Genomic DNA, 25,360 nt, shown 5'->3' on the forward strand with positions numbered 1-25,360 from the left:
TAAACTAATTTATGCCTGGTTTAAAAGGCATTTGGCAAAATGATTAATCTTCATCAACGTCTACGATCCATCCTTCAGGTGCTTCTAATTCACCAAATTGGATACCCGTTAATTCTTTGTATAATTTTTGTGATACTGGACCAACCTCAGTTTCTGAGAAGAATACGTGACGGTTGTCTTTGTATGTTACAGAACCAGCTGGAGAAATAACAGCCGCGTTACCCATAGCTCCTGCTTCAGAATATTTGTCAAAGTCATCTACTTTAATATCGCCCTCTTCAACTTCTAAGCCCAAACGATGTTCCGCTAACCATAACAATGATTTTTTAGTGATTGAAGGTAATACCGTGTCTGATTTAGGTGTTACAAATTTGTTTGTATCTTTCTCGATAGCAAAGAAGTTTGCTGATGAGAATTCATCTACTTTAGTATGTGTTGCTGGGTCTAAGTATAATACGTCATCGTAACCAGATTCTTGGATACGTTTAGCTGTTGCTAATGTTGATGCGTAGTTAGCTGTTGCTTTGATGTTACCAGTACCATCAGCTGCTACACGGTCATGTTCGTGGTCGATGATGTAGTTATGTGGTGCTAATCCACCTTTATATAAAGGACCAACTGGTGTTACGTAGATTGTAAATAAGTATTCTTCGGCTGCTGATACTTGTACGTGGTCACCGATACCTAATAACATAGGACGGATGAACATTGCAGCACCATTGTGGCCATATGGTGGCACATAGTCACGGTTAGCTTTAATAACTTCCTTACAGGCACGGACAAATTCTTCAACTGGTACTTCTGGCATCGCCATACGACGAGCACCACGGTTTAAACGTTCACCAAATTCATCTGGACGGAATAAAACGATCTTGCCATCTTTTGTACCATAAGCTTTATTACCTTCGAATACCCCTTGGCCGTAGTTGACGATTGGAGCAGCTTCACGAATTGGTAATTGAGGATCTGTTTCTAATCCTGCTTTATACCATTCGCCATCTTTCCAGTATGCACGCCAGCGGTATGGTACTTCCGTATAAGAAAAATCTAATTCATCCCAGTTTAATTTGTCAGTCATATTGAGCAACTCCTTTAAGTTTAATTTCTAAGTAACAATATCAGCAATTTATTAGCAAAAGAAAAGGCCCCCCACGCGCTGGTGGGAGGCCTAAGTCCCATTCAGCGTCAACAAGCACGAATAGGACTTACGATTTGTTATTAGTGAAACTCACTAATTCGTAAAGTCCTGTTTATTAATAATAATGACCACTTGTGCTGTCTTTTTCATGAGACTACCTCTTTCGTTTTCTAATGTGAATTTAATATAACGCAAAATCATAATGATTGCAATAGGTAAAATGAAAAAAATCTAATAAATACGCAAATAAATTAAAATTATCTAATAAAAAGGCGTATATGGCCACGCCACATACGCCTAATCACTATCTAAAAATGGTTGTAATATCTAGTTTAAATCACTTTATTCTGATACTGGTGCATCAGCTGTTACTTCAACTGTGTGCCATCCAAAGTCATCCGCTGGGTTATTAGCATAGTCATAGTGTTTTACGCGGTTGTTAACAGGCATAACTTCTTGACGGAATAATGTTGGAATAACTGGTGCTTCTTCAGAGAAGTATTTTTGCCATTCAACAAAGGTGTTACGTTGGAATTCTTCGTCAAAGGCTTCTGCACTTATAAAGTCAGCCATGAATTGATCATTTTCTTCAGTCGCCCAACGCGTAAAGTTAAAGGCAGAATTACGCGCGTATAAGCCATTTGGTGCTGGGTCAGTACCAGTACCCCAAGCTGCTTGATAGATATCGATATTTTCATCATCTGCTTCAATACGGTCATAGAAACTATTGAATTCTAGTAAACGACCATCTGTTAATTGAACATCCAAACCAACTTCATTCCAAGCTTGGATATAGTATTGTGCAATTGGCTCAGCCGTTTCTCCACCTTCCATAGAGGCGAAGTTAATTTGTAATGGTTCACCATCTGGATCTTCACGAATACCATCGTTATCAGTATCTACATAGCCAGCATCATCTAATAATTGGTTGGCTTTATCTGCATCATAGTAGTAACCAGGTACTTCTTCGGTTGTTGCCCCAAAACTACCAAATACTGGTGGGATAACGGTGTTGGCATTTGAACGTAAGCCGTTGTAGAAACGTTGTGCTACAGCGTCGTTATCAATGGCATATCCCATAGCTTGACGAAGGGATTTATCCGCCATTTTGGCATCTTCATCATAAACAACTTCACCGGCTTCAGCGTCCCATTTACCCAACTTAAATCCAATATATGTATAAGATAATTCTTCACGACCGAGTAATGTATAGCCAGGCAGTTCAGCGTAACTTGCATATAAATCAGTTGGCATACTTAAAGCAACATCATATTTACCATTTTCTAAGGCAGGGACAATTGAACTTGAAGGCACTACTTCAACGACAACGTTATCTAACTTAGGTTCACCTTGCCAGTAGTATTCATTGGCTTCATATTCAACGGACTCTCCTGGTGTTACTTTAGTAATACGGAAAGGACCGTCACCAACTGGTGTTGAACGGATTTTCTCAGATGAAGCTAATTCAGCTACTGGAACATCTTCTAAATAATGTTTAGGCATTGCGTATGACCAAACACCCCCACCTGCTTGAAGCATTGAAGGGCTTACTTCTTGGAATTCGATTTCAACAGTGACATCATCAACTTGTGTGATACCAGAAATCGTATCAGCTTCCCCACTATGGTATTCTTCCATACCGACTACGTTTTGGAAGGTACCATCATAACGAATACCAGTGTAGTCTGGGTGACCGATTACCTCGTAAGGATAGATAACATCTTCAGCCGTTAATGGTTCACCATCAGACCATTTCAAACCTTCTTTTAAGGTAATTGTTGCTTTATTATTTTCTTGATCTAATGCCAACGTGGCTTTACCGGAGTCGTCAATTTTGAAGTCATCGTCAGTGCCAAATAATGAATCGAACCCAAACTGCATAATTTTTGCATCATAAGCATCTTCATAAAACTCCCAAGAGAAAATACCTTGGAAAGGTGAGTCCGTTACTAAACCAACTTGTAAAGTACCACCATCAATTGCATCACCCTCGTTATCAACTGTAGTCGCTAGTTCAGGTGCAACTACCTCACCACTTTCGCTACTAGAAGATGAATCTGCAGTTTCACTGTCACTATCACTGTTACCACACGCCACTAAAGCCAAGCTGGCTGCAGCTGTTAAACCCAATAACTTATACCATTTCTTCATACACTTTCCTCCTAAACTAAATTGTGATGTTGTAATTTTTAAAAATATAATTACCCTAAACGTTGTTTTGCATCTGCAGATCGTTTTAATGCTTGACCCACATAGTTAATGCAAAGCATCAATACTAAAATCAGTAGTGATGCAGGTAGCCATACCCAAGTCTTATTTTCCAGAATATCTGGTGACTGAGCGTAGCTGACCAATGTCCCTAAACTAGGTGTGGAAGTAGGTAACCCAAATCCTAAATAACTTAACCCAGTTTCAATACCGATATTTGCGGCAAAGCTCAAAGTGACATTTACGATGATCAGAGAGCTTAAATTTGGGAGAATTTCCCTAAATAATATCTTGTAAGTTGGTGTCCCCATCGTTCTTGATGCTGAGATATAATCTCTTCGACTCTCAGATAAGGCTTTACTGCGGATTAACCGCGCTTGCCCTACCCAATAGAAGGCACTCATGATGAGGATGAATGTCCACACATTATAGTCTGAAACCAGTGTGATAAATACGATGATCAACATGGTGGTTGGAAGTAACATGATAAAATCAATGATCCGCATCAAGAAATTATCAATAATACCGCCATAGTAACCAGCAACCAAACCAATCGTAATCCCAACGATACTGGTCAGTGCCGTAATGGTAAAACCAATCGTAATGGAGTTTCTAGCACCTATAATTAGTTGGCCAAAAATAGAACGACCACCGGAATCAGTTCCTAAGATAAAATCATCATTAGGTGGCATATAGGAATCTAATAGAGAAATTCGCAATACTTCATCTTGGTCGATGACAATTGCCCCAATGAATACCCCAAGAATAATAAGGATAAAGAAGATTAAGCTAAATAGTGCTAGTTTATCTTTTAAAAATTCACGCCAAATTACGCGCAAACCAGTTGGCGGTGCACTAGCTAATTCTTGTGCAATCGCATCTTGGTCAGTTGTTTTTTTATAATTTTCCATTCGTCATCACCCCTTCCCTAATCAATCCGAATACGAGGATCTACAATCGTCATAATAATGTCAGAAAGTAGCGTACCTAGAATTGTTGAGATACCAAATATCAATACCAGGGCAGTAATGACCGAATAGTCACGACTATTAATCGATTGAATGAATAGTTGACCCATACCAGGATAAGCGAAGATTTGTTCAATAAATACTGAACCCCCGATTAAACCCGTAATTTCATAACCAAATGTTGAAGCCACTGGTAATAGCGAGTTTCTAAAAATGTGACGGTTGTACACCACATTCTCAGGTACCCCTTTAGACCGAGCCGTCTTCACATAGTCTTGCTGTTTTGCATCAATTACCTCACTCCGCAAATACTGGATGATTCCTGTTGTACCAAGCAAGGCGAAGGTAATTGCTGGTAGTAACATATGGTAGAATCGGTCCCAATAATAAGCAGGTGTGCCAGCACTTAATCCAGTAGATACCGACCCATTTGTTGGGAACCACTGCAACTCATACCCGAACAGCCAAACCATTAGTAAGGCAAGTACGAAAGTTGGAATTGCATAGGAAATGAAGTTGTATAATACGACCCCTTTATCAAAAGAAGAATTATTATAACGACCTGATAAAATCCCAAGTGGTAAGGCTATTAAGTAGGTAAAAATCAAAGTGAGCAGTGACAGGAAGATCGTGTTAACCGCCCGTCCACCAATTAAAGTGGATACTGGCACTTTATAGGTATAAGACATCCCAAAGTCACCCTGGAAAGCATTCTTCAACCAATTAAAATACTGGACGATAATCGGTTCATTCAAACCAGCCCGTTCACGCAAGGCTTCAATCGTTGAAGGATCAGTTTCTGGTGTGATAAGCCCTGTAAAAGGGTCACCAGGCATCAATCTAGCTACCGCGAATACTAAGATACTCAAAATTAAAATTTGCGGGAGCATCAGCAGAACTCTTCTAAATATTGTCTTCCACATATTAATTGCCCCCTTTCAATGATTGATCAAAGGCAACATCATGATTGTCTGAGAATGGATATAGATTATAAACACGATTATTTTCATCATAATAAATGTTAGACGTCTTTTGATACTCAGCATCAATTTGCTGACGTCGTGCTTTAATCTCAGCACGTTTATTCGGATCCATTTCAGGAATTGCAGCCAATAACCGTTTGGTATAAATATGTTGCGGGTTATTGAAAATTTCTTTCTTGGAACCACGCTCAACAAATCGTCCTTTATGCATAATGGCAATTTCATCTGCCATGTGTTCCACAACCCCTAAGTCATGGGAAATGAACAAGTAACTCAAGTTATATTCACTTTGAATTTGCTTCATAAAGTTTAAAACCTGCGCTTGAACCGATAAATCCAAGGCTGAAGTAGGTTCATCGGCAATAATCAGTTTAGGGTTACTGGCTACAGCCCGCGCAACCCCTAAACGTTGCCGTTGACCACCCGAGAATTCATGCGGATACTTATAGATTGTATCTTCATTCAAACCAACAATCTCTAACAGCTCGATTACCCGATGCTTCACTTCTTTTTCGGAATATTGATAATAATTGCGAATTGGTTCAGCGATCACATCTAAAATCCGTTTCTTCGGATTTAAGGACATAGTCGAATCTTGAAAGATCATCTGAACATTACGGTTATACTCGCCGTATTTACCAGACCGCTTCCGCGCTTTATTGGTGACATCGGTTCCTTCATATAAAATCTGTCCAGCAGTCGCCTTCTCCAAACCGATAATGGCACGGCCGATAGTCGTCTTGCCAGAACCTGATTCACCAACTAGGCCGTAAGTTTTACCACTTTCAATTTCTAAATCAACACCATCCACGGCAAATACATTGTCTTGTACCGTATTAAAGAATCCGCCGCGAATAGGATAATGTACTTTCAAATCTTTTACTTCAATAAATCCCATTACTCGACCCCTTCCTTCAAGTCCGCAACATCCGCTTCCTCAGGGAAATGGAAATGCTGCCAACAAGTACATTTCACGAAATGATTTGGGGCCAGCTCATGCATGGTCGGATTTTCTTCATGCTCACTATCATCAATCCATGGAATACGACTAGCAAAACGGCAACCCCTTCTTGGCAGGTTTTGCAGTGAAGGCACAGTCCCTTGAATAACATGAAGCTCATCTTCCTCACTCTCAAGCTCGTGTGGCACTGAATTCAGTAGTGATCGCGTATAAGGATGTTTTGGATTATTAAATAGTTCAAACACATCAGCAATTTCAACTACCTCACCGGCATACATCACGGCTACCTTATCTGCCGTTTGTGCAACTACCCCTAAATCATGGGTAATTAATAGGATGCCAGATCCCGTCTCATCTTGAATATCATTCATTAAATCTAAGATTTGCGCCTGCACAGTCACATCTAAGGCAGTAGTCGGCTCATCAGCAATAATAATGGCTGGCTTGTTTGCTAAAGCAATTGCAATCACTACACGTTGGCGCATACCACCAGATAATTCATGCGGATATTGTTTCATCACACGTTTTGGATGAGGGATTTGAACCTGTGTTAATAGTTCCTCCACCCTTGCAAGACGTTGAGATTTGGATAAACCAGAATGATACAATAAAGTTTCTTCAATTTGATCTTGTATTGTCATTAAGGGGTTTAAAGAACCTAAAGGATCCTGGAAAATCATCCCAATATCATTTCCCCTAATTTTGTTAAACTGCGCTTCACTATTTTCTAACAGATTATTCCCTCTATAGAGAATTTCTCCTTGAATTTGCGTATTATTTCGATTATGTAAACCAACAATCGAGGTAGCTAAAGTACTTTTACCAGACCCTGACTCCCCTACAATGGCAAGGACCTCATTCTCATTCAAAGTCAAAGTAACATCATCGACAGCATTAAAGTACTCATCGCCAAAACGAAATCCTGTATGTAAATGATTAATTTCTAATAATACCTGGTTAGAGGACATGGTTTCAGCTCCTTTAAAAATGATATTCCAATAAATTTTATAATTTAATTCTAATCATTTAGATTTTAAGATACTTTACATGAACTAGAATAAAATTTCAAGGAAAAATAGCATTTTCTTCATAATTTATTAATATTTCTCTTAATCGTTTTTAATACTATCTCTTATTGTTTTAATAATAGGAAGAGAAATGAATTAAGCAGCTTGAAAATCATAATCAAAATAGGAAACATGTGTTTGTGGATAAGCCTGTGACTAAGTCGAAACTTCATTCGGATTCCCCTGTTGCTGTAGGCAATTGCCTTGTGGATAGAAACAAAAATTTTGAGTAGATTCCTGTGTATAGATGATTTATTCACATGTGGAAACTAGATTCTAAGCGACTATTTTTAATGAAGTGCATGTTTCACATGAAACCTGTTATCAAAAATAGCTGCATGATGATGTGGATAAATTGACGGTATATTAGTGTTTGAAAATTAAATAAAAAGCAAAAATAGTCTATATCATGTAAGGATATATAACATATACGAAAACTAATTGTTGTAGTACAGTGAAGGGGATTTAGATGAAAAGATTGCAATTTTTAAAAAGAGGCTGTGGGTTGAAAGCGGCTTTAAGTAAAAAAATAGGGTAAGAGAGGTAAAATTAGATAAAAGATAAGCAATTAAAAGATGGTGATTATTCGTATAATAGTAAAGAGATATATTCATTTGGCAGCAAAAGTAGAAAAGAATGGGTGGAGTATCTCTCTTCAAGTGAATATAGATGTGAAATTTCACAAGCAAATGAGGTTGCATAAAGGAGAAGAAAGTAAAGTATTGATATATTTTAAGCATGAATATAACAATCTAATAGGGGAAGTTAAGTAGAATTTAGAATGGGTACAATATTAGTTACACTTGAAATAAGTGAATAACGGAGAGAAGTATAAATATAACCTAGAAAAGTAGAATAAGAAGAATTATCTGTTGCTTGGTTTTAATGACATTTCACGTGGAACTATATTAATAAGCGCGCCCTTCTTACTTGCTTATCTTATTCCAATCCTTACTTAATGGGTAATTTTTAGTAGCAGGCAAGAGTTAATAAGGATCTATTTATTGAATTTCTCTTATATATTATGATTGACCAAGGTCTTGTTCAATAAAGGGTTAATGCATGTGTTTTTCACTGTATTTTTTGGCTAATATCATATTAATAAGGCTTATTTTAGACAGTTTGTAGGGTACAGGTTTCTAAAATCAATCACCATTCACCATTTCCTTCACCTGTTAAAAGTAAAATCGATGCTTTACTACAATTAGTTACAAAAGTTTCTGTGATTATAGAATGACTTATGTTTTTTTAGATGCTGACACCTTTAATTAGGATTTTTCATAAATATAGAGAAATGTTTCACGTGAAACGTTCAAAAATCCCTCTATGTGTGTTAACTGTTAAATGCCTAAGGTTTATAAAACCCTTATACAATCTGATTAACTCTGGGTGATCTTTCCAAATCAATATTTAAAGAGAGAAAAGCAATAGACACCCGCCACATTTGGATAACATTCGATATATTAGGAATAATTATTAGCCGCTCATGGTTGCTGCTATATAGATGGATGTCTTAGTTACTAACTTACATTGATAAAAAATTTTTTACTTTCTTTCTTTTACAAAAAAAATTTTTTATAAACATAGAAAAAAAGCGTGATTAATTATGTTTCACGTGAAACAAACCTCTCCATAAAAGAAGACCCGGTTAGTATTACTCTGGTGTAAATAGAAGGTTGTAAGATTAATAGGATTTATATGTTGCAGGTAAAGGCAAAATACTAGTGGTAAGAGATTTTAATGGCGTATATTGAGTTTTCCGTGACATAAATATTTATTTTTAGCACACTGTGCACTCACTATGATATGACTTACACTAAAATATTTTATAGCAGTAAACCAAAAAACTCCCTTAAAGTCTAAGTGTAGTAGATAATGTGATGTATTGATGTATTGATGTATTGATGTATTGATGTATTGATGTATTGATGTATTGATGTATTGATGTATTGATGTATTGATGTATTGATGTATTTGTAGCTATTCAATAGGTGGTAAGTTAAATTTCTAATTAATATAGATAAGACTAACCGTATGAGTTCTGCTGATTTAAGATTATACAGGAGCTACTTCATAACTCCAATAAACCGGAAGTCAATTTGATCTTCGATGATGTTTCACGTGAAACATTATTAATTGTCGACTTATTTTCAATATCGACTCGTGGTAAGGAGAGAGGTAATGTAGCATTCCATTCTATTGTCATTAAGGCTGTTAGTTAATCATAGCTAGTTCATTGTATCGGTGGTTATCATATAAAGATATGTGACTAATGATTAAACAATTACGACGGTACTAATTAAGCTATCGGCAAAATTCTTGGGATTATCAATCAGAGATTTACGGAAGTTGTATCCATTCTTATCCTAATAAAAATCATAGTTGGTATAGAGCTAGTAATGATAAAAAGAAATTTTGGACAAAATCCATTCTAATTGTAGCTAGCAGCTAGCTATTGGATAATTGCTTTCATTCATCAATTTGAGGTACGGTGAATAAATAGCTTCTAGTGGATATTGATATTGATAGGCCTGTTTAATAATCAGTTGCTTTTAGGATTAACTTGCTAGATGGATAAGATTAATACAAAGGTTAATTGATAGAATGAAATATGACTTCGTTAGAAGCATTTGTTAGTGAGTGGACTGTGGGAATATTCCTGTATCGGAGAGTATACACTTTATAAAACTTGTAATCTTGAAGACCCGCTATCATTAATACGAATGTTTCACGTGAAACATTGATATCAGATATTTCTTAAAGAAGTTTTTGACTTTGATATTTTTGATAAGAAATGAACGATACCGATTTAAAGAATCCTATATCTATTTTCTGCTTACTTAAAAACGTTTAAAAATATTTATATTTCCTTCCCAAAGGCAAAGATAAGGCTATAGCAACTGTAGGAGCTTATCTATTTTTTAAAATGCTTATATAATAATAAGGTTTTAATTATTTTTACAATAGATATACGTTTTATGTCTAGAAATCAACAGTCCCATTACGATTAGATACTATTAGATTGTTTCACGTGAAACAATCTAATAAGAACATTTGTTCGATAAAATCTTAAATTGTATAAAAATGATTGTTTTTTAAGATTGTGTTAAAATGGTATATGTTAAAGTGTCGAATTTTGACCTAGAGGAGATTATTATGAAAAGAGAGAATTGGCAGTCTAAAATTCCTTCTTTCTTATTGAAGTCGGCAATTATATGGCCACTTATTATTGCGCTATTATTATTAATTATCGTGATTGGTATTAGTGCAACAGTTAGTATACAAATGGGTTTTGTAATTGTTGGTTTGATTGTTGTTGTAATAGGTTTACTTGGTTTTGCTTTGGTCCAGATGTTAACCGCCTTGAGTGAATATATCTTAGGATTAGGTAACCAGATTAAATCTGTACAAAGTGAAATTCTATTGAAGATGCCTATTGGTATTATTGTCTTCGATGAAGATGACCCAACAATTGAATGGGTAAACCCCTTTTTACAAAAGTACTTCTACCAGAAGGAAATCATTGGATTAGATATTAATGATTTAGATGAAGAAATTTTTGAATTGTACAAGGAATTCCGTGAAGACCCGTCACTGAAAGCTAAACGATTCCAGTGGAAGAATGCGCATTTCGAGGTAACTTATTTAAGAGATGAGCATGCTATGTACTTTATTGATGCAACCAAGTACGGCATTATTGCTAAGAATGCTGACCTTGGCCGTATTGTAATTGGTCATATTGTGATCGATAATTATGATGAAACGGTATCTTCAATGAATGATAGAAGAAAATCTATGATTGACAACTTGGTAACGAGTGATTTATCTAAGTGGGCTAAGAACTATGATTCTTATATTAAACGTTTGGATGATGACCATTTCTTGCTGGTATCAACCTATGGCCAGTTGTCTCGAATGGAAGAGAACAAGTTTGGGGTCGTTGACAGCCTTCGTGAGAAAACATCAAAGGCCAATACACCATTAACGATTTCTATGGGGATTTCATACCAGGAGAAAGATGACGTTATTGATGTGGATGATATTTCTGAACAAGGACAGTCTAACTTAGATCTTGCGCAAAGTCGTGGTGGTGACCAAGTCGTTGTCCGTACTAAAAATCAAAAAGCGCGTTATTATGGTGGTAAGACAAACCCCATGGAAAAACGTACACGTGTACGTTCACGTCAAATCGCCAATACTATTTCAACAATGATTCAAAACACGTCTTCAGTATTCGTTATGGGGCATGATTACCCAGATATGGATGCTGTTGGTGCTTGCTTGGGTATTCGTCGTATTGCTCAAATGAATAACCAAATTTGTTATGTGATTATTGATGAAAGTCGTATTAATGATGATATTGAACGTTTATTGGTGGAGTTACGTAAGGATGAATCAATTGCGGAATCAATTATCTCGCCTGAACAAGCAGAAGAGTTGATGGCACAGGATTCACTATTATTCTTGGTGGACGTGCATCGTCCGTCAATTACCATTGCACCAGACTTGATTACACCGAATAGACCTGTTATTATTATTGACCACCACCGTAAGGGGGAAGAAGTGCCGGATAATGTATTGTTAGAATATATTGAGCCTTATGCTTCTTCTGCAAGTGAGTTAATTACAGAGTTCTTCGAGTATCAAAATCAAGAAAGTGAACCAATCAAACGAATTGAAGCAACTGCTATGTTAGCGGGTATGATTGTGGATACACGTAATTTCTCTCTACGTACAGGGTCAAGAACCTTTGATGCGGCTAGTTACTTAAAATCTGTAGGTGCTGATTCATTTATGATTCAAAACCTACTGAAAGAGGACTTAACGGACTATATTAAACGTAATCAATTAATTGAAAATGTGGAATTGATTTCTGGCAATCTGGGTATTGCTAGTGGTGGAGATAAGGATGTCTATGACTCAGTTACGGCTGCCCAAGCAGCGGATACTTTGCTATCTATGCGTAACGTGGATGCTTCTTTTGTGGTTTATTTAAGAGAAGACGGTCGTGTGGGTATTTCTGCACGTAGTCTTGGAACGATTAATGTTCAACGTACAATGGAAGAGTTAGGTGGCGGTGGTCATTTATCGAATGCTGCTACACAAATTTCAGGTGTGACTGTCTCTGAAGCAGTAGAAATGTTAAAATCTGTTATTATGGATAAAGATGAGGAGGATGAATAATCATGAAGGTTATTTTTCTACAAGATGTTAAAAATCAAGGTAAAAAGGGTCAAGTAAAAGAAGTCCCTAATGGCTATGCACAAAACTTCTTATTGAAAAAGGGTTTAGCCAAAGAAGCTACATCAAGTGCTGTTTCTGCGCAACGTGGTAAAGAAAAAGCCAACGAGAAACAAGCGCAAGAAGAATTACAAGAAGCAAAAGACTTAAAAGCTAAAATCGAAGACGAGAAAACAGTCGTAACGATTAAAGCTAAGGGTGGAGAAGACGGCCGTTTGTTTGGTTCAGTCCCATCTAAACAAATTGCTACTGGTATGTTGAAACAATACGGTATTAAATTAGATAAACGTAAAATGGACTTGGACGAACCAATCCGTTCATTTGGTTACACAAATGTACCTGTAAAATTACATCATGAGGTTGAAGCTACTATTCGCGTACATATCGTCGAAGAATAGGGCTAGTCTATCTATATATTGGAGGCTAGGATGTATTCCTGGCCTCCTATTTTATTCAATTTTTATATCAATGTGCTTATGTTTTTTAGTATAATAGTTAGGTGATGGAGGTGCTGACTTGGCAGAGAATTTAGATCATACAACACCGCCTCAAAGTATAGAGGCTGAGCAAGCTGTGCTCGGTGCCATCTTACTTGATTCCGATGTGTTCATTTCAGTGCTGGAGTATGTTTCTGCCGATGATTTTTATAGTCGTGCAAACCAACTTATTTTTGAAGCGATGGAAGAACTGAACCGGGATGATGAGGCAATTGATGCGTTAACGGTTCAACAAAAATTAAATAACATGCATATGCTTGAAAATGTTGGTGGCTATGAGTACATTTTCCAATTGGCAAATGATACGCCGACTGCAGCGAATGCGGAATACTATGCCCGCATAGTTGAAGAGAAATCTTTATTGAGAAAGCTGATTCAAGCTTCTAATAAGATTGCCCGCGAGAGTTTTGAGCAAGAAGAGTCAGTATCTGTCATTTTAGATGAGGCTGAGAAGTCTATTTTAAATGTAGCAGAGAATCGAAATCGAAATGGGTTTATCCATATTCGAGATGTCGTGTTCGAGTCTATGCAAAATTTAGATGATTTATCTAAAAATGGTCAGGACGTAACAGGGATTCCAACTGGTTATCCTGATCTAGATGCGATGACAGCCGGGCTGCAACCAGAAGAGTTGATTATTCTGGCAGCACGTCCAGCCGTTGGTAAGACAGCCTTTGCTTTGAATATCGCACAGAATGTGGCTACTAAGCAAGATGGTGTTGTCGCGGTCTTTTCTTTGGAGATGGGGGCTGGTTCTCTGGTAAATCGTATGATTTGTGCGGAAGGTAGTATAAATGCTGGTCATTTAAGGACTGGACAGTTAACAGAAGATGAATGGTCAGATTTGATCGTTGCTTCAGGGGCGCTATCGGAAGCAGATATTTATATCGATGATACACCAGGTATCAGAGTAACCGAAATTCGTTCTAAGAGTAGACGCCTACTTAAAGAGCGTGGGCGGCTGGACTTAATTGTGATAGACTACCTTCAATTAATTGAAGGGTCTGGTAAACGAAATGAAAACAGACAACAAGAAGTGTCTGATATTTCGCGACAATTAAAGAAAATTGCCAAAGAATTACACGTGCCTGTAATCGCGTTATCTCAGTTATCACGTGGTGTGGAACAGCGACAGGATAAACGTCCCGTTCTTTCTGACATTCGTGAGTCGGGATCAATCGAGCAGGATGCGGATATCGTTGCCTTCCTATATCGTGATGATTATTACGAACGTGGCGAGGGCGAAGAAGATGATGGTGGTGGCGAACCGAGATTGGAAGATAATATCGTAGAGGTTATTATCGAGAAAAACCGGTCCGGTGCGCGTGGAACAGTAAAACTTATTTTTACAAAAGAATTTAACAAATTTTCATCAGTGAGCTTTAGAACTGATGATGAAATGTTTGCATAACAGAGAGGAAAATCATTTATGTCAGGGATTGTCGTAGTAGGTACACAGTGGGGAGACGAAGGTAAAGGTAAAATTACCGATTTTCTAGCGAAAGATGCATCTGTGATCGTACGTTACCAAGGTGGGGACAACGCAGGTCACACGATTCAATTTGACGGCACAAAGTACGCATTACACTTAATTCCATCAGGTATCTTTTCATCTGAGAAGTTATCTGTCATCGGAAACGGCGTTGTTGTAAATCCGAAAGCATTGATTAAAGAATTGAACTACCTAAAGGACCATGGCATTGATGTGAGCGGCTTGCGTATTTCAGACCGTGCCCATGTGATTTTACCTTATCATATTGAGTTGGACCGTCTTCAAGAAGAAGCTAAGGGCGACGACAAAATTGGTACAACAATTAAAGGTATTGGCCCAGCTTATACTGACAAAGCTAGCCGTAGCGGTATTCGTGTGTGTGACTTATTGGAAAAAGATACTTTCGCTGCTAAGCTAAAGGCGAATCTAGAATTCAATAACCAAATCATTACGAAAATCTATGGTGGTCAAGCCTTGAACTTTGAAGAAGTTTATGAAGAATACTACGCTTATGGCCAAGAAATCAAAGGCTATGTTGCGGACACTTCAGTGATTATTAATGACTTCTTAGACCGTGGCGAAAATGTCTTATTTGAAGGTGCTCAAGGAAACATGTTGGATATTGACCAAGGAACATATCCTTACGTGACTTCATCTAACCCAGTTTCTGGAGGTGCAACAGTAGGTACTGGTGTAGGTCCAACCCGCTTTAATAAAGTAGTAGGGGTTGCTAAAGCATATACTTCTCGTGTTGGTGAAGGTGCCTTCCCAACTGAATTGTTTGATGCAGTAGGAGATCAAATTAGAGAAGTTGGTCGTGAATACGGAACAACTACAGGCCGTCCGCGTCGTGTGGGTTGGTTCGACTCTGTTGTAATGCGTCATTCTAAACGTATTTCTGGATTAACTGATTTATCATTGAATTCAATTGATGTATTGTCAGGATTAGAAACAGTAAAAATTTGCGTAGCCTATGAAACAGCAGATGGTACACGTATTGAACATTATCCAGCTAGTCTGCAACAATTAGCTGAATGTACACCAGTTTATGAAGAGTTACCAGGTTGGTCTGAAGATATTACTGCTTGTAAGACTTTAGAAGAATTACCAGCAAATGCACGCCAATACGTTGAACGTGTATCGGAATTAGTTGGCGTGAACATCGCAACATTCTCTGTAGGTCCAGACCGTACGCAAACAAACATTTTAGAAGATATTTGGAATAGCTAATTAGATACAAGATTTATAAGATATTTATAAGCGGGACTTCGATAGTCCTGCTTTTTTTGATTCAAGAAATGAATATTGGGATTTCTAGTGTGTTAACGGACTATAGTACGTTATTAAAAAAGGCCTCTGAATTAACACAAGACGGTAGTTTAAACCAGATTAGTCAGGACATTACTGAATACAAAGTCATCTATATTTATGGAATTGGTCATTCAGGTCTAATTGCAAAGGAAATAGAACTACGATTTAACCGGATAGGTATTCCTTGTCGTGTGTAACGGATAGGGAACAAATTCTAGTGAATAATCCTATTATGGACAATGATAGTGAATCCAGTTATTGATGAGGATGAATTCACCATATGAGCTATTTAGCCTTCATTTTTTAGGAAATTGAAAAAATGGCGACTTTATCGTTGACAAGTGTAATCAGTCAAGGTATATTAAGTTTATTAAGATTACAAATGTAAACAGTATAAAAACACATACATAAATAAGGAGCGATTTAATATGAATACGAAAACTTACTTAATCCCAGATATGTCGTGTGCCCACTGCAAGGCGCATATTGAAAAGGAAGTAACTGGCTTAAATGGCGTTGAAGCAGCGGATGTACCGGTTGAAAGTAAAGTTTTAACGGTCCGATTTGATGATCAAGTAGTAGATAGTGTGGCCATTGTGGCTGCTGTTGCGGAAGCGGGCTATACAGCCAATCCGCAATAATTTTCGTCTAAAGGAGAATGTATAATGAAAGATACTTATACAATTGAAGGCATGACCTGCGCATCCTGTGCGCAAGCGGTCGAGAAATCGGTCGCCAAGTTAACGGGCATGGATGCTGCGAATGTGAACTTGGCAACTGAAAAGTTAACGGTTACTTATGATAACAAACAAGTTTCAGAGGCTGATATCACTCAGGCAGTTGAGAATGCAGGTTATAAGGCGGTGAAGAATTTATCGGCGACTAGCTTTGAAATTGAAGGGATGACCTGCGCGTCTTGTGCCCAAGCGATTGAGAAATCGGTAGGTAAATTAGCCACTGTTTCATCGGTGAATGTGAATTTAGCCACTGAAAAAATGACAGTGACCTTTGATGAGGCGGCCTTAAATGTTTCTGATATTGTCCGTACAGTTGAAGATACGGGCTACCAAGCCAAATTAGAAACCAGTGAACAGGAAGGGCCTAGTCAAGCTGATCGTCAAAGTGCCCATATCCAATCTTTATGGCGCCGCTTTTTGTGGTCTACTATTTATACTGTGCCTTTACTTTATATAGCCATGGGTCCCATGCTACCTTTTGGCGGTTTACCCTTACCTGAATTCTTGAATCCAATGACCAATGCCATGAATTTTGCGGTCATCCAGTTGTTGCTGACCTTACCAGTTGTCTATTTGGGACGCGACTTCTACAAAGTGGGTTTTAAAGCCCTCTTTAAAGGACATCCCAATATGGACTCTTTGATTGCTATTGGGACAGGGGCAGCGCTTGTTCAAGGGATTGTGATGACAGGTCTATTGGTATCTGGCCAGCTGCATGTAGGCCACGGTCATCCTGACTTATACTTTGAGTCAGCGGCGGTTATTTTGTCATTAATTACTTTAGGGAAATATTTGGAGGTTGTGTCTAAAGGCAAGACGTCTGAAGCCATTAAAAAATTGATGGGCTTGGCACCGAAAACGGCTCGAGTAATGCGCAACGGTCAAGAGGTTGAAGTGGCAATTGACCAGGTGGTGGCGGGCGATATTTTGGTCGTTCGCCCTGGCGAGAAAATTCCAGTTGATGGCGAGATCGTTGAGGGCAGCTCAGCGGTTGACGAAGCCATGATTACTGGGGAGAGTATCCCAATTGAAAAAAGGGTAGGCGACCAGGTTGTTGGCGCGTCTATCAACAAGAACGGGTCATTCCAATTCAAGGCCACAAAGGTCGGCAAGGACACAACCCTTGCGCAAATTATCCAACTTGTTGAAGAAGCACAAGGGTCTAAAGCGCCAATAGCCAAGTTAGCGGACAAGGTATCCGGTATTTTCGTCCCCATTGTGATGGGCTTAGCAGCGATTTCTGGACTTGCCTGGTATTTCCTAGGGCAAGAATCATGGATATTTGCCTTGTCAATTACCATTTCCGTTCTAGTGATTGCTTGTCCATGTGCCTTAGGTTTGGCGACGCCAACAGCGATTATGGTGGGGACTGGTAAGGGTGCTGAGAATGGCGTCTTGATTAAGAGTGGCGATGCCTTAGAGGAAACCCATAAAGTTCAAACTATTGTTTTTGACAAAACAGGTACCATTACCGAAGGCAAACCGGTGGTGACAGATATTAAAGCTTTCAATGGCGCGGATGCGGATGATATCTTGCAAGTTGCAGCGTCTGCAGAAGTGGGGTCAGAACACCCACTAGGTGAAGCGATTGTAGCTGAAGCCAAGGACCGCAAGTTGACTTTAACGGCCAGCCAAGATTTCCAAGCGATTCCTGGACACGGATTACAAGTTAGCTTGAATGACCAAATCGTTTTGCTAGGCAATAGTAAATTAATGGCTAATCACAATATAGATTTATCGGATGCAAGAGCTGAGGCTGACCAATTGGCTACTGAGGGTAAAACACCCATGTTTGTTGGGATTGACGGCCAATTATTAGGGATTATTGCAGTAGCGGATACGGTCAAAGAAAACTCTGTAGCAGCTATCCAAAAATTACACCGAATGGGCATTGAAGTGGCCATGATCACGGGTGACAACAAGGGGACTGCTGAGGCGATTGCCAAGCAAGTGGGCATCGACCGGGTCTTTAGTGAGGTCTTGCCGGAAGACAAGGCCAATGAAGTGAAGAAATTACAAGATGAAGGCTTACACGTGGCCATGGTTGGTGACGGGATCAATGATGCGCCAGCGCTTGCCCAAGCCAATATCGGAATTGCCATTGGTTCAGGGACTGATGTAGCCATTGAATCAGCGGATATTGTCTTGATGCGTAGCGACTTAATGGACGTGCCAACAGCGGTTGAATTGAGTCGGGCAACCATTACTAATATTAAGCAAAACCTATTTTGGGCTTTCGCCTATAATACGGTTGGGATCCCAGTTGCCATGGGTATCCTCTACCCATTTGGTGGCCCATTATTAAGTCCTATGTTTGCTGGTGCAGCCATGAGTTTATCGTCTGTTTCAGTATTACTGAATGCGCTGAGATTGAAGGGCTTTAAAGCTAAAGCTTAAGTGACGATTATAATAGATAAATTATAACCATCTTATTTTTTGGGGCCAGGGGGATATCTTAGGATGAACCTTGGTCTTTTTATTATATAAAAAAACCAAATGCGATTTTTGAGTTCAAACCCTTGATTTTTCCCAAAAATGGGCGTAAACTTTCACTATTGCAGATAAAATTTACATTTGGATTGGTAGCTCAGTTGGTAGAGCAACTGACTCTTAATCAGTGGGTCCAGGGTTCGAGCCCCTGCCAGTCCATTAAAAAAAGGCACTAAATCAATGTTTTGATAATATTGATTTAGCGCCTTTTTGGATTGAATTTGAAAAGTAGCGAAAATACTTTATATAAAGTTTGAGAAATATTGAGTAATTTAAAATCTAAACACATATCCTGAATGATTCATAGTTTTTCCATCAATAGCAGCAAACAATGATTTTACAACCTTTGGTTTCAGTCCCTTCATCACCCATTGGGTGATGAAAAAAGAACCCCTTTCTGATATGGTTAATTCACTACAACCAACCAAAAGAAAGGGGCTCTCAATGGTTACTTTACAAGAAAATGTAGCGAAATTCAATAATAATTTAATTGTTACTTATGACGGTGGTCAATTATCGAGTGATTCTGGCTTAGTGCTGGTTGATGAACTGATGGATGCTCTTCAATTTACGCAACTCTCTGAAAAAGTCGTGAAATTTAAGGATAACCGCAAATATTGGACACACACGAACCCCAAGGTTCTAAAGCAATTGATCCTTCAGATTATAGCGGGTTATCCTACGGATTCTTCTGCAAACATTTTGCGCCATGATCCAGTTTTACAGACACTTTCACCCGACGAGCCATTGGCTTCTCTGTCGTCTATTTCACGTTTCTTTGATCGCGTCACCTTAGACACAATCAGTACATTGCAGTGACTCAATCAATCTTTAATCGACAAAGCTCGTCTGGTGCGAAACGATACGAACTTGATTATTGATTTGGATTCCACTCATTCAGATACATTCGGCAGTCAAGAACAAACCGCCTACAACGCTCATTATGGAACGAATGGCTATCATCCTTTAGTCGCCTTCGATGGGCTAACCGGTGATTTTTTAAAAGCAAAACTTCGTTCAGGTAATCAATACACCTCCAACGGAGTGAAGGGATTTCTTGAACCATTATGGGAACATTATAACCAAGCCATTCCAACCACCGATATTTTTGTCCGTGGAGACAGTGGATTCGCAACACCAGCTATTTATGACTTATGTGATACCTTCAAAAATCATTACGTCATCCGGCTTAAAGCCAATCGAAACTTATACCGCTTAGCGGAAGAATTTGTATATTATGATAATAATCATCCATGGGATGAGAAAGAAGTCTATTATCATTCGGTTTCCTATCAAGCAAACTCTTGGACGAAGCCTCGGCGCGTCTGCATACGTTCAACGCGAGAGGTAGACGAGTTACTGTTTAATCACGCTTTCATTGTCACAAATTTCTCTGAAAATATCTCAGCGAAGAGAGTGTTTGAAACGTACAATAAAAGAGGGACCATGGAAAACTATATAAAAGAAGCCAAAAACAACTTCTTTTTCGATAAAACGGACAGTCCCCACTTCCTTGAAAACGAAGCAGGCATGATGATTAGTTTACTGGCGTATAATCTGGTGAACTTCTTGCGGACCATCTGCTTTGATTCAAAATGGAAAGGACTCCAAGTGAATACGATCCGGCTTCGGTTATTCAAAATGGCGGGGGAGCTCGTCCGTACGGCGAGACAACTGTACTTGAAACTTTCCAGTTCCCATGTTTACCAAGCCGAGTTCTATCATACATTCAGGCGAATCCAATGGATTCGACAATATATCTAATCAGTCATCATTTTTAAAAATCTGAATTGTGCCCAGGGGGAAGTGTGTCCAAATTCCAGTTTATAGACTGGAAAAGCTCAAAATTTCGTTTGGAATCTAAAAAATTAAAACGAACAATATGTAAAATAGAAAAAACTACGAAAATTATAGAACTTAAAAACTAAAAATCGCCTCAAAAATTAGAGGTATGAATTATTCAGGAGTGATATAATAGTTTAATTGTTTCAAATGATATTGATGTTCTTCACTTTTTAAAGTGATGGAATAGGTTTTTTCTTTCGCGTTGTTGTAACAGCCGTTTCGTAAGGGGCATTGTTTACATTTTTCTACATCAAAGTAATAAGTCATGCTCTGATTCCTGTCTTTATTTTTCTTTTTATCAAATTAAGCTAGATATAATTTCATCCAAAATAGCTAATAAATAAAAGGATTATTACTATAAGCATGCTCTTAATAATATCCTTTTTAGAAGTCCTATCAATTGACAGCGCTTTCATATTACATTAAAATATGAATAGTGGAAGGAAGTGCTTTAACACTTTCTATTGGTTAAAAGATAAGAGGAGGAAGTTAAAATGGAAAGAGATTCATATACGGTTATAGGTAAGTACCGTGATCCGGCAGAAGTAAGAGTGACATTAAAAAGATTAGAACGTGAAGGCTATGCTAGAAATGACATTGCACTCTATTCTAATCGTGCGAATTTTAATCAATTCGAAGATACATTGGGCGTAGATATGCGAACTGCAGATGAAGTTTCCTCAACAAGAGGTGATGAAGACCGTTCATTCTGGGATGAAATAAAAGATATGTTTACAATGGACGATGATTATGGTGTAGAGACGACACAAGACGACTTTATAACTCCTTATAGAGAAGACATTCAAGATGGTTATACTGTAATTGCTGTTCGTAACTATCGTGGAGATACTGAAATACACAGTGAAATGGCCGATACGAATGTTACACCATTAGAGAGTGATTTACCTGAAGTGGACACCACCGTTGGAATGGATCGAGAAGTTCAAGACACCACTGAGATGACAGAAAACGAAACGATTCAATTAAAAGAAGAACGTCTACATGTCGGTAAAGAGGAAGTCCAAACCGGTGAAGTACATGTGACGAAAAAGACCGTCCATGATACGGAAACAATTGAAGTGCCTGTCGAGCGTGAAGAAGTGGTGATTGAAAGAAGAGCTGTTCACGATGGTGAAGTAGACATAACGGATACAACTTTTGACGATGAAACAGAATCTATCACTATCCCAGTTCATGAGGAAAAAGTAGTCGTCGATAAAGACACGGTTGTAACAGAAGAAATTGAAATCAAAAAAGAACATGAAGAAGATGTCGAACATGTCTCTGAAGATATTCGTAGAGAAGAAATTGATATTGAATCAAGTGGCAATGTACGAAGAACAGATACCACTTTGGACGATGAGACAATCGATTTGGAAGATCCAGATAGACCAGATCGTATCTAATAAATGTGCTGTAATTAAGAAACACACCCTTTCAACTTCTTAAAGTTGAGAGGGTGTGTTTCTTTAGCACCATCACCAAAACATTCTTAGCTTTTAATTTCAATACTTTATTTTATGGTCTACGCACGTATTTCTTCTGCAGAATGTTTCGTTAATCTAGCACCCATCCGGCCACCCAGTGATGAAACAATCGCCATGGGAATATGAGCAATGAATAATCCAAAACATATCTAAATACATTTTAAATGCTATCTACGTTCCAAACGAAGTGAATATCATTCCCAGCTAATGGCTTACAGGCTAATGGCTTTTAGTTTGGGTAAAATAAACATCTTCTAAACATAGTAGGTATTTATTTTAAATTAATTTTTTTAGAAGCTTTCTAGGATCATCAACAATTGTAAAGTTACCACCTTTAGAGGAACCATCCAAAGGTCTAGGATTATTGAAATCATAAATATAATCTTCTTCGCTAGCATCTACTATCGTTAGCGTGCCAAACTCATCTCTAACAACATTATATTTTTGACCTTTTGTAAGTGAATCTACACCAAATGATTCACCGGTGTACAGAACTCGACCAATATACTCTAAGGGAATAGTCTTATTGAGTTCGCTCTGAAATAAATCAATCTTCTTAATCTCTTTCGCTCCTTCGTCATACTGTATCTAAGTTCTATTATATCCAAATTGATAGACGGATATATCCGCTACTTTTACTTCCTTGATATTTCTAATAAAGTAAGAAAATCATAAAAAATGATGCATGGTTATATGCATTATACTGCTATTTTCTGTTGTAATTGAAAAACATTATATAAATTGCCACTTTCATTTTCTAGATCGATGTGTTAGTATCGGAGATACATTCATATAGTAGTGACATTTGGGGTGCCGAAAGCTGAGATTATACCCATTGAACCTGACACAGTTAATACTGGCGAAGGGAAATGTAAAAATGTTTATGATACGGAAACTATCGGACCAAGTGTGTCTGGATAGTTTATTAAAGTGTTTAAAACAAGAAGCGAATTCGCCTTTGCTCACCCCTTATGCCTCTATTTTTAAAAATATAGGAAAAGGGGTTTTTTTGATGGAAAAATTTAAATGGGCATTGCCCGACGTCATCTTTTTAGCATTTCTAGCTTTCTTATTTGGAGCTGTATTTATGGGGGCAGGTGTCCTATATGCCGTTTTAGTGTCCCTATTAACACCGTTTGGTTTAACGCCATTTGCCAATGAAATCTTATTTGGTATGTGGACGATTGCGGCGCCAGTGGCGGGTATGTTGATTCCGAAAGTAGGCAGTGCCTTGTTAGGTGAGGTCTTTGCCGCCCTTGCCGAGATGCTATATGGGTCATATTTTGGGGCTGGTGTTTTACTTTCTGGCTTAATTCAAGGACTGGGTACTGAAGCGGGCTTCCTTGTTACCAAATACGAACGCTATGATACGACTACTTTAGTTTATGGTGCCATTGGGACAACGGTATTTAGTTTTGCCTTTGAATTCTTCAAATTTGGCTACGCGACTTATGGCCTTGGTTTGGTCGTGGCTTTATTCTTAGTTCGTCTGATTTCAGTGACATTTTTCGGTGTCTTTCTAACAAAACAAATCGTTAGCTTATTCAACAGAGTACAAGCCAAAGGAATTGCCCAATGAGCGCCTTAGTACAAATCAGTGACTTGACCGTCCGGAAAAATGAGACCGTCATCCTAGACAGGATTTCTTGTGATTGGCAGCTAGGCGATTTTATCTTACTGACAGGTGATAGTGGTAGCGGGAAAAGCACCTTCATCCATACCATAGCTGGCTTCAATGGTGCAAGTTTTCAAGGGAATGTTGTAATGGATGGCCAGCGGATGTCAGACTATACTATTCCAGAAAAAGCTCAGAAAATCGGGTTGATGTTTCAAAATCCGGGTCAACAATTTACCATGCGAACCCTGGAACGAGAATGCTTCTTTGCCTTAGAAAATTGCGGTCTACCTTATGATCAGGCCAAAGTACGCTTAAATCAAGCGGTTGACGATTTGGGTATCAGACATTTATTAGAGCAAGACTTGATGACCCTGTCAGGTGGGGAGAAGCAGCGGGCGGCCTTGGCCATCTTGATTGCAGTCAATCCACCAGTTTTCTTTTTAGACGAACCCTTTGCATCAATTGACCCAGCCTCTAGACTTTTCTTGATTAACATGTTGGCGAAATTAAGACAGCAAGGCAAGTTGATTATGGTGGTAGACCATGAGTTGACTGACTATAAGGGGCTAATCAACCGATTCTTTATCATGCGAGACGGCCAACTTTCTGAAGCAGATGTAGCCACCTTGCCGGAAAAAGCGCCTATTCCATTGTTGACTAGTGGTCAAGCTAGCAGGGAATCAGCTTTCACCCTGGATAATATTGCTATCAAACAAGGCGATAGAACCTTGCTTCACCAAGAAAAATTTACTTTTCAAAAGGGTGTATCCACCCTAACTGGCGATAATGGGGCGGGGAAATCGACTTTATTAAAGGCCATGGCGCAGTTACACCCTTACAAGGGCAAGATGCGGTTTCAGGACCGGATACTTTCAAGGTTTTGGGGCAAGAAAAGCTTATACGAATCACTCACCTTGGCTGTTCAAGATGCAGCCCAACAATTTGTGACGTTGGAAGTAGCGAGTGAGTTACGGTTTCCAAATGAAGATGCTGGTGAAATTCGTGACCGACAGATGCAGGCACTTGAAGACTTGCATATCAGCCACGTTTTAGACCGAAGTTTATATCATTTAAGCGAGGGGCAGAAGAAGATGGTGCAATTAATCGCCTTGTTGAGTCTAGACCACCAGTTTTTAATGCTGGATGAGCCTTTTGCGGGTTTGGACCTGAAAGCCAGTGATTACTTTGCGGATTGGATTGAAGACAAGAAAAGAGATACGGATTTCTTGATTGTGTCTCATCGCCTTGGTCCGCTGGAAAGTGTAAGTGATCATCATATTCACTTGTCCAATCAAGTGCTGAAGGAGGTTTGATAAT

General features: G+C 38.5%; 16 protein-coding genes, 1 tRNA gene, 2 pseudogenes and 1 riboswitch. Of the genes and pseudogenes, 12 read left to right on the top strand and 7 right to left on the bottom strand.

Annotated elements, in window-relative coordinates; translation table 11 throughout:
- Positions 1–43: 43 nt before the first annotated feature.
- The 6 genes from ACUW85_RS05655 to ACUW85_RS05680 all read right to left on the bottom strand — a co-directional run bounded on the left by ACUW85_RS05655 (position 44) and on the right by ACUW85_RS05680 (position 7,226).
- Positions 44–1,078 carry a branched-chain amino acid aminotransferase gene (locus tag ACUW85_RS05655; protein ID WP_003142898.1) on the bottom strand — a complete coding sequence of 345 codons (1,035 nt, stop codon included), beginning with the start codon at positions 1,076–1,078 and terminating at the stop codon, positions 44–46.
- A 402-nt stretch (positions 1,079–1,480) separates the two neighbouring features.
- A complete protein-coding gene (gene opp4A, locus ACUW85_RS05660; protein WP_149315187.1) occupies positions 1,481–3,289 on the bottom strand; it encodes an oligopeptide ABC transporter substrate-binding protein in 1,809 nt (602 codons plus the stop codon).
- Between the two features lie 50 nt (positions 3,290–3,339).
- A complete protein-coding gene (locus tag ACUW85_RS05665) occupies positions 3,340–4,257 on the bottom strand; it encodes an ABC transporter permease (RefSeq protein WP_149315186.1) in 918 nt (305 codons plus the stop codon).
- A 17-nt stretch (positions 4,258–4,274) separates the two neighbouring features.
- A complete protein-coding gene (opp4B, locus tag ACUW85_RS05670) occupies positions 4,275–5,237 on the bottom strand; it encodes an oligopeptide ABC transporter permease (RefSeq protein ID WP_149315185.1) in 963 nt (320 codons plus the stop codon).
- 1 nt (position 5,238) lies between these two features.
- Positions 5,239–6,195, bottom strand: a complete 957-nt coding sequence (locus ACUW85_RS05675; RefSeq protein ID WP_149315184.1) for an ATP-binding cassette domain-containing protein — start codon at positions 6,193–6,195, stop codon at positions 5,239–5,241.
- Positions 6,195–7,226, bottom strand: a complete 1,032-nt coding sequence (locus ACUW85_RS05680) for an ABC transporter ATP-binding protein (protein ID WP_149315183.1) — start codon at positions 7,224–7,226, stop codon at positions 6,195–6,197. Before ACUW85_RS05680 ends, ACUW85_RS05675 begins: the two co-directional genes overlap by 1 nt.
- A 3,255-nt stretch (positions 7,227–10,481) precedes the next feature.
- On the opposite strand from ACUW85_RS05680, the gene ACUW85_RS05685 reads away from it, so the two are divergent.
- The 9 genes and pseudogenes from ACUW85_RS05685 (at position 10,482) to ACUW85_RS05725 (ending at position 20,857) form a co-directional block, all read left to right on the top strand.
- Positions 10,482–12,509, top strand: coding sequence for a DHH family phosphoesterase (locus tag ACUW85_RS05685; protein ID WP_149256120.1), 2,028 nt, complete (start codon positions 10,482–10,484; stop codon positions 12,507–12,509).
- A gap of 2 nt (positions 12,510–12,511) precedes the next feature.
- Positions 12,512–12,964: a 50S ribosomal protein L9 gene (gene rplI / locus ACUW85_RS05690; RefSeq protein ID WP_026465550.1), complete on the top strand. Its 453-nt coding sequence runs from the start codon at positions 12,512–12,514 to the stop codon at positions 12,962–12,964.
- A gap of 118 nt (positions 12,965–13,082) precedes the next feature.
- Positions 13,083–14,474: a replicative DNA helicase gene (gene dnaB, locus ACUW85_RS05695; RefSeq protein ID WP_026465551.1), complete on the top strand. Its 1,392-nt coding sequence runs from the start codon at positions 13,083–13,085 to the stop codon at positions 14,472–14,474.
- Positions 14,475–14,492: 18 nt separating this feature from the next.
- Positions 14,493–15,785 (top strand): adenylosuccinate synthase, encoded by a 1,293-nt coding sequence (locus tag ACUW85_RS05700; RefSeq protein WP_149256121.1) that lies wholly within the window; start codon positions 14,493–14,495, stop codon positions 15,783–15,785.
- An 89-nt stretch (positions 15,786–15,874) separates the two neighbouring features.
- Positions 15,875–16,063, top strand: a complete 189-nt coding sequence (locus ACUW85_RS05705; RefSeq protein WP_182023570.1) for a phosphoheptose isomerase family protein — start codon at positions 15,875–15,877, stop codon at positions 16,061–16,063.
- Positions 16,064–16,294: 231 nt separating this feature from the next.
- A complete protein-coding gene (locus ACUW85_RS05710; protein ID WP_149315180.1) occupies positions 16,295–16,507 on the top strand; it encodes a heavy-metal-associated domain-containing protein in 213 nt (70 codons plus the stop codon).
- Between the two features lie 21 nt (positions 16,508–16,528).
- Positions 16,529–19,000: a heavy metal translocating P-type ATPase gene (locus ACUW85_RS05715; protein WP_182023573.1), complete on the top strand. Its 2,472-nt coding sequence runs from the start codon at positions 16,529–16,531 to the stop codon at positions 18,998–19,000.
- Between the two features lie 179 nt (positions 19,001–19,179).
- A tRNA-Lys gene (locus ACUW85_RS05720) sits at positions 19,180–19,252 on the top strand.
- Between the two features lie 285 nt (positions 19,253–19,537).
- A pseudogene (locus tag ACUW85_RS05725) lies at positions 19,538–20,857 on the top strand (IS1380 family transposase).
- Between the two features lie 207 nt (positions 20,858–21,064).
- Here ACUW85_RS05725 and ACUW85_RS05730 read toward each other — a convergent pair.
- Positions 21,065–21,229: pseudogene (locus tag ACUW85_RS05730) on the bottom strand (IS5/IS1182 family transposase); the annotation flags it as partial.
- 203 nt (positions 21,230–21,432) lie between these two features.
- Here ACUW85_RS05730 and ACUW85_RS05735 point away from each other — a divergent pair.
- From ACUW85_RS05735 to ACUW85_RS05745, 3 genes are all read left to right on the top strand, one after another.
- Positions 21,433–22,344, top strand: a complete 912-nt coding sequence (locus ACUW85_RS05735) for a YsnF/AvaK domain-containing protein (protein WP_149315178.1) — start codon at positions 21,433–21,435, stop codon at positions 22,342–22,344.
- Between the two features lie 877 nt (positions 22,345–23,221).
- A riboswitch (TPP riboswitch) is annotated at positions 23,222–23,310 on the top strand.
- A gap of 127 nt (positions 23,311–23,437) precedes the next feature.
- Positions 23,438–24,004 (top strand): ECF transporter S component, encoded by a 567-nt coding sequence (locus ACUW85_RS05740; protein WP_149256123.1) that lies wholly within the window; start codon positions 23,438–23,440, stop codon positions 24,002–24,004.
- Complete coding sequence (locus tag ACUW85_RS05745) at positions 24,001–25,356, top strand: ABC transporter ATP-binding protein (protein WP_182023569.1); 1,356 nt, start codon at positions 24,001–24,003, stop codon at positions 25,354–25,356. Before ACUW85_RS05740 ends, ACUW85_RS05745 begins: the two co-directional genes overlap by 4 nt.
- Positions 25,357–25,360: the final 4 nt, after the last annotated feature.

The organism is Aerococcus sp. 150760013-2 (assembly GCF_053627715.1).

What these genes read in the sequence shown, in the direction of transcription:
- ACUW85_RS05655 (WP_003142898.1), bottom strand. Translation starts at nt 1,078, where the DNA reads ATGACTGACAAATTAAACTGGGATGAATTAGATTTTTCTTATACGGAA.
- opp4A (WP_149315187.1), bottom strand. Translation starts at nt 3,289, where the DNA reads ATGAAGAAATGGTATAAGTTATTGGGTTTAACAGCTGCAGCCAGCTTG.
- ACUW85_RS05665 (WP_149315186.1), bottom strand. Translation starts at nt 4,257, where the DNA reads ATGGAAAATTATAAAAAAACAACTGACCAAGATGCGATTGCACAAGAA.
- opp4B (WP_149315185.1), bottom strand. Translation starts at nt 5,237, where the DNA reads ATGTGGAAGACAATATTTAGAAGAGTTCTGCTGATGCTCCCGCAAATT.
- ACUW85_RS05675 (WP_149315184.1), bottom strand. Translation starts at nt 6,195, where the DNA reads ATGGGATTTATTGAAGTAAAAGATTTGAAAGTACATTATCCTATTCGC.
- ACUW85_RS05680 (WP_149315183.1), bottom strand. Translation starts at nt 7,226, where the DNA reads ATGTCCTCTAACCAGGTATTATTAGAAATTAATCATTTACATACAGGA.
- ACUW85_RS05685 (WP_149256120.1), top strand. Translation starts at nt 10,482, where the DNA reads ATGAAAAGAGAGAATTGGCAGTCTAAAATTCCTTCTTTCTTATTGAAG.
- rplI (WP_026465550.1), top strand. Translation starts at nt 12,512, where the DNA reads ATGAAGGTTATTTTTCTACAAGATGTTAAAAATCAAGGTAAAAAGGGT.
- ACUW85_RS05700 (WP_149256121.1), top strand. Translation starts at nt 14,493, where the DNA reads ATGTCAGGGATTGTCGTAGTAGGTACACAGTGGGGAGACGAAGGTAAA.
- ACUW85_RS05710 (WP_149315180.1), top strand. Translation starts at nt 16,295, where the DNA reads ATGAATACGAAAACTTACTTAATCCCAGATATGTCGTGTGCCCACTGC.
- ACUW85_RS05735 (WP_149315178.1), top strand. Translation starts at nt 21,433, where the DNA reads ATGGAAAGAGATTCATATACGGTTATAGGTAAGTACCGTGATCCGGCA.
- ACUW85_RS05740 (WP_149256123.1), top strand. Translation starts at nt 23,438, where the DNA reads ATGGAAAAATTTAAATGGGCATTGCCCGACGTCATCTTTTTAGCATTT.
- ACUW85_RS05745 (WP_182023569.1), top strand. Translation starts at nt 24,001, where the DNA reads ATGAGCGCCTTAGTACAAATCAGTGACTTGACCGTCCGGAAAAATGAG.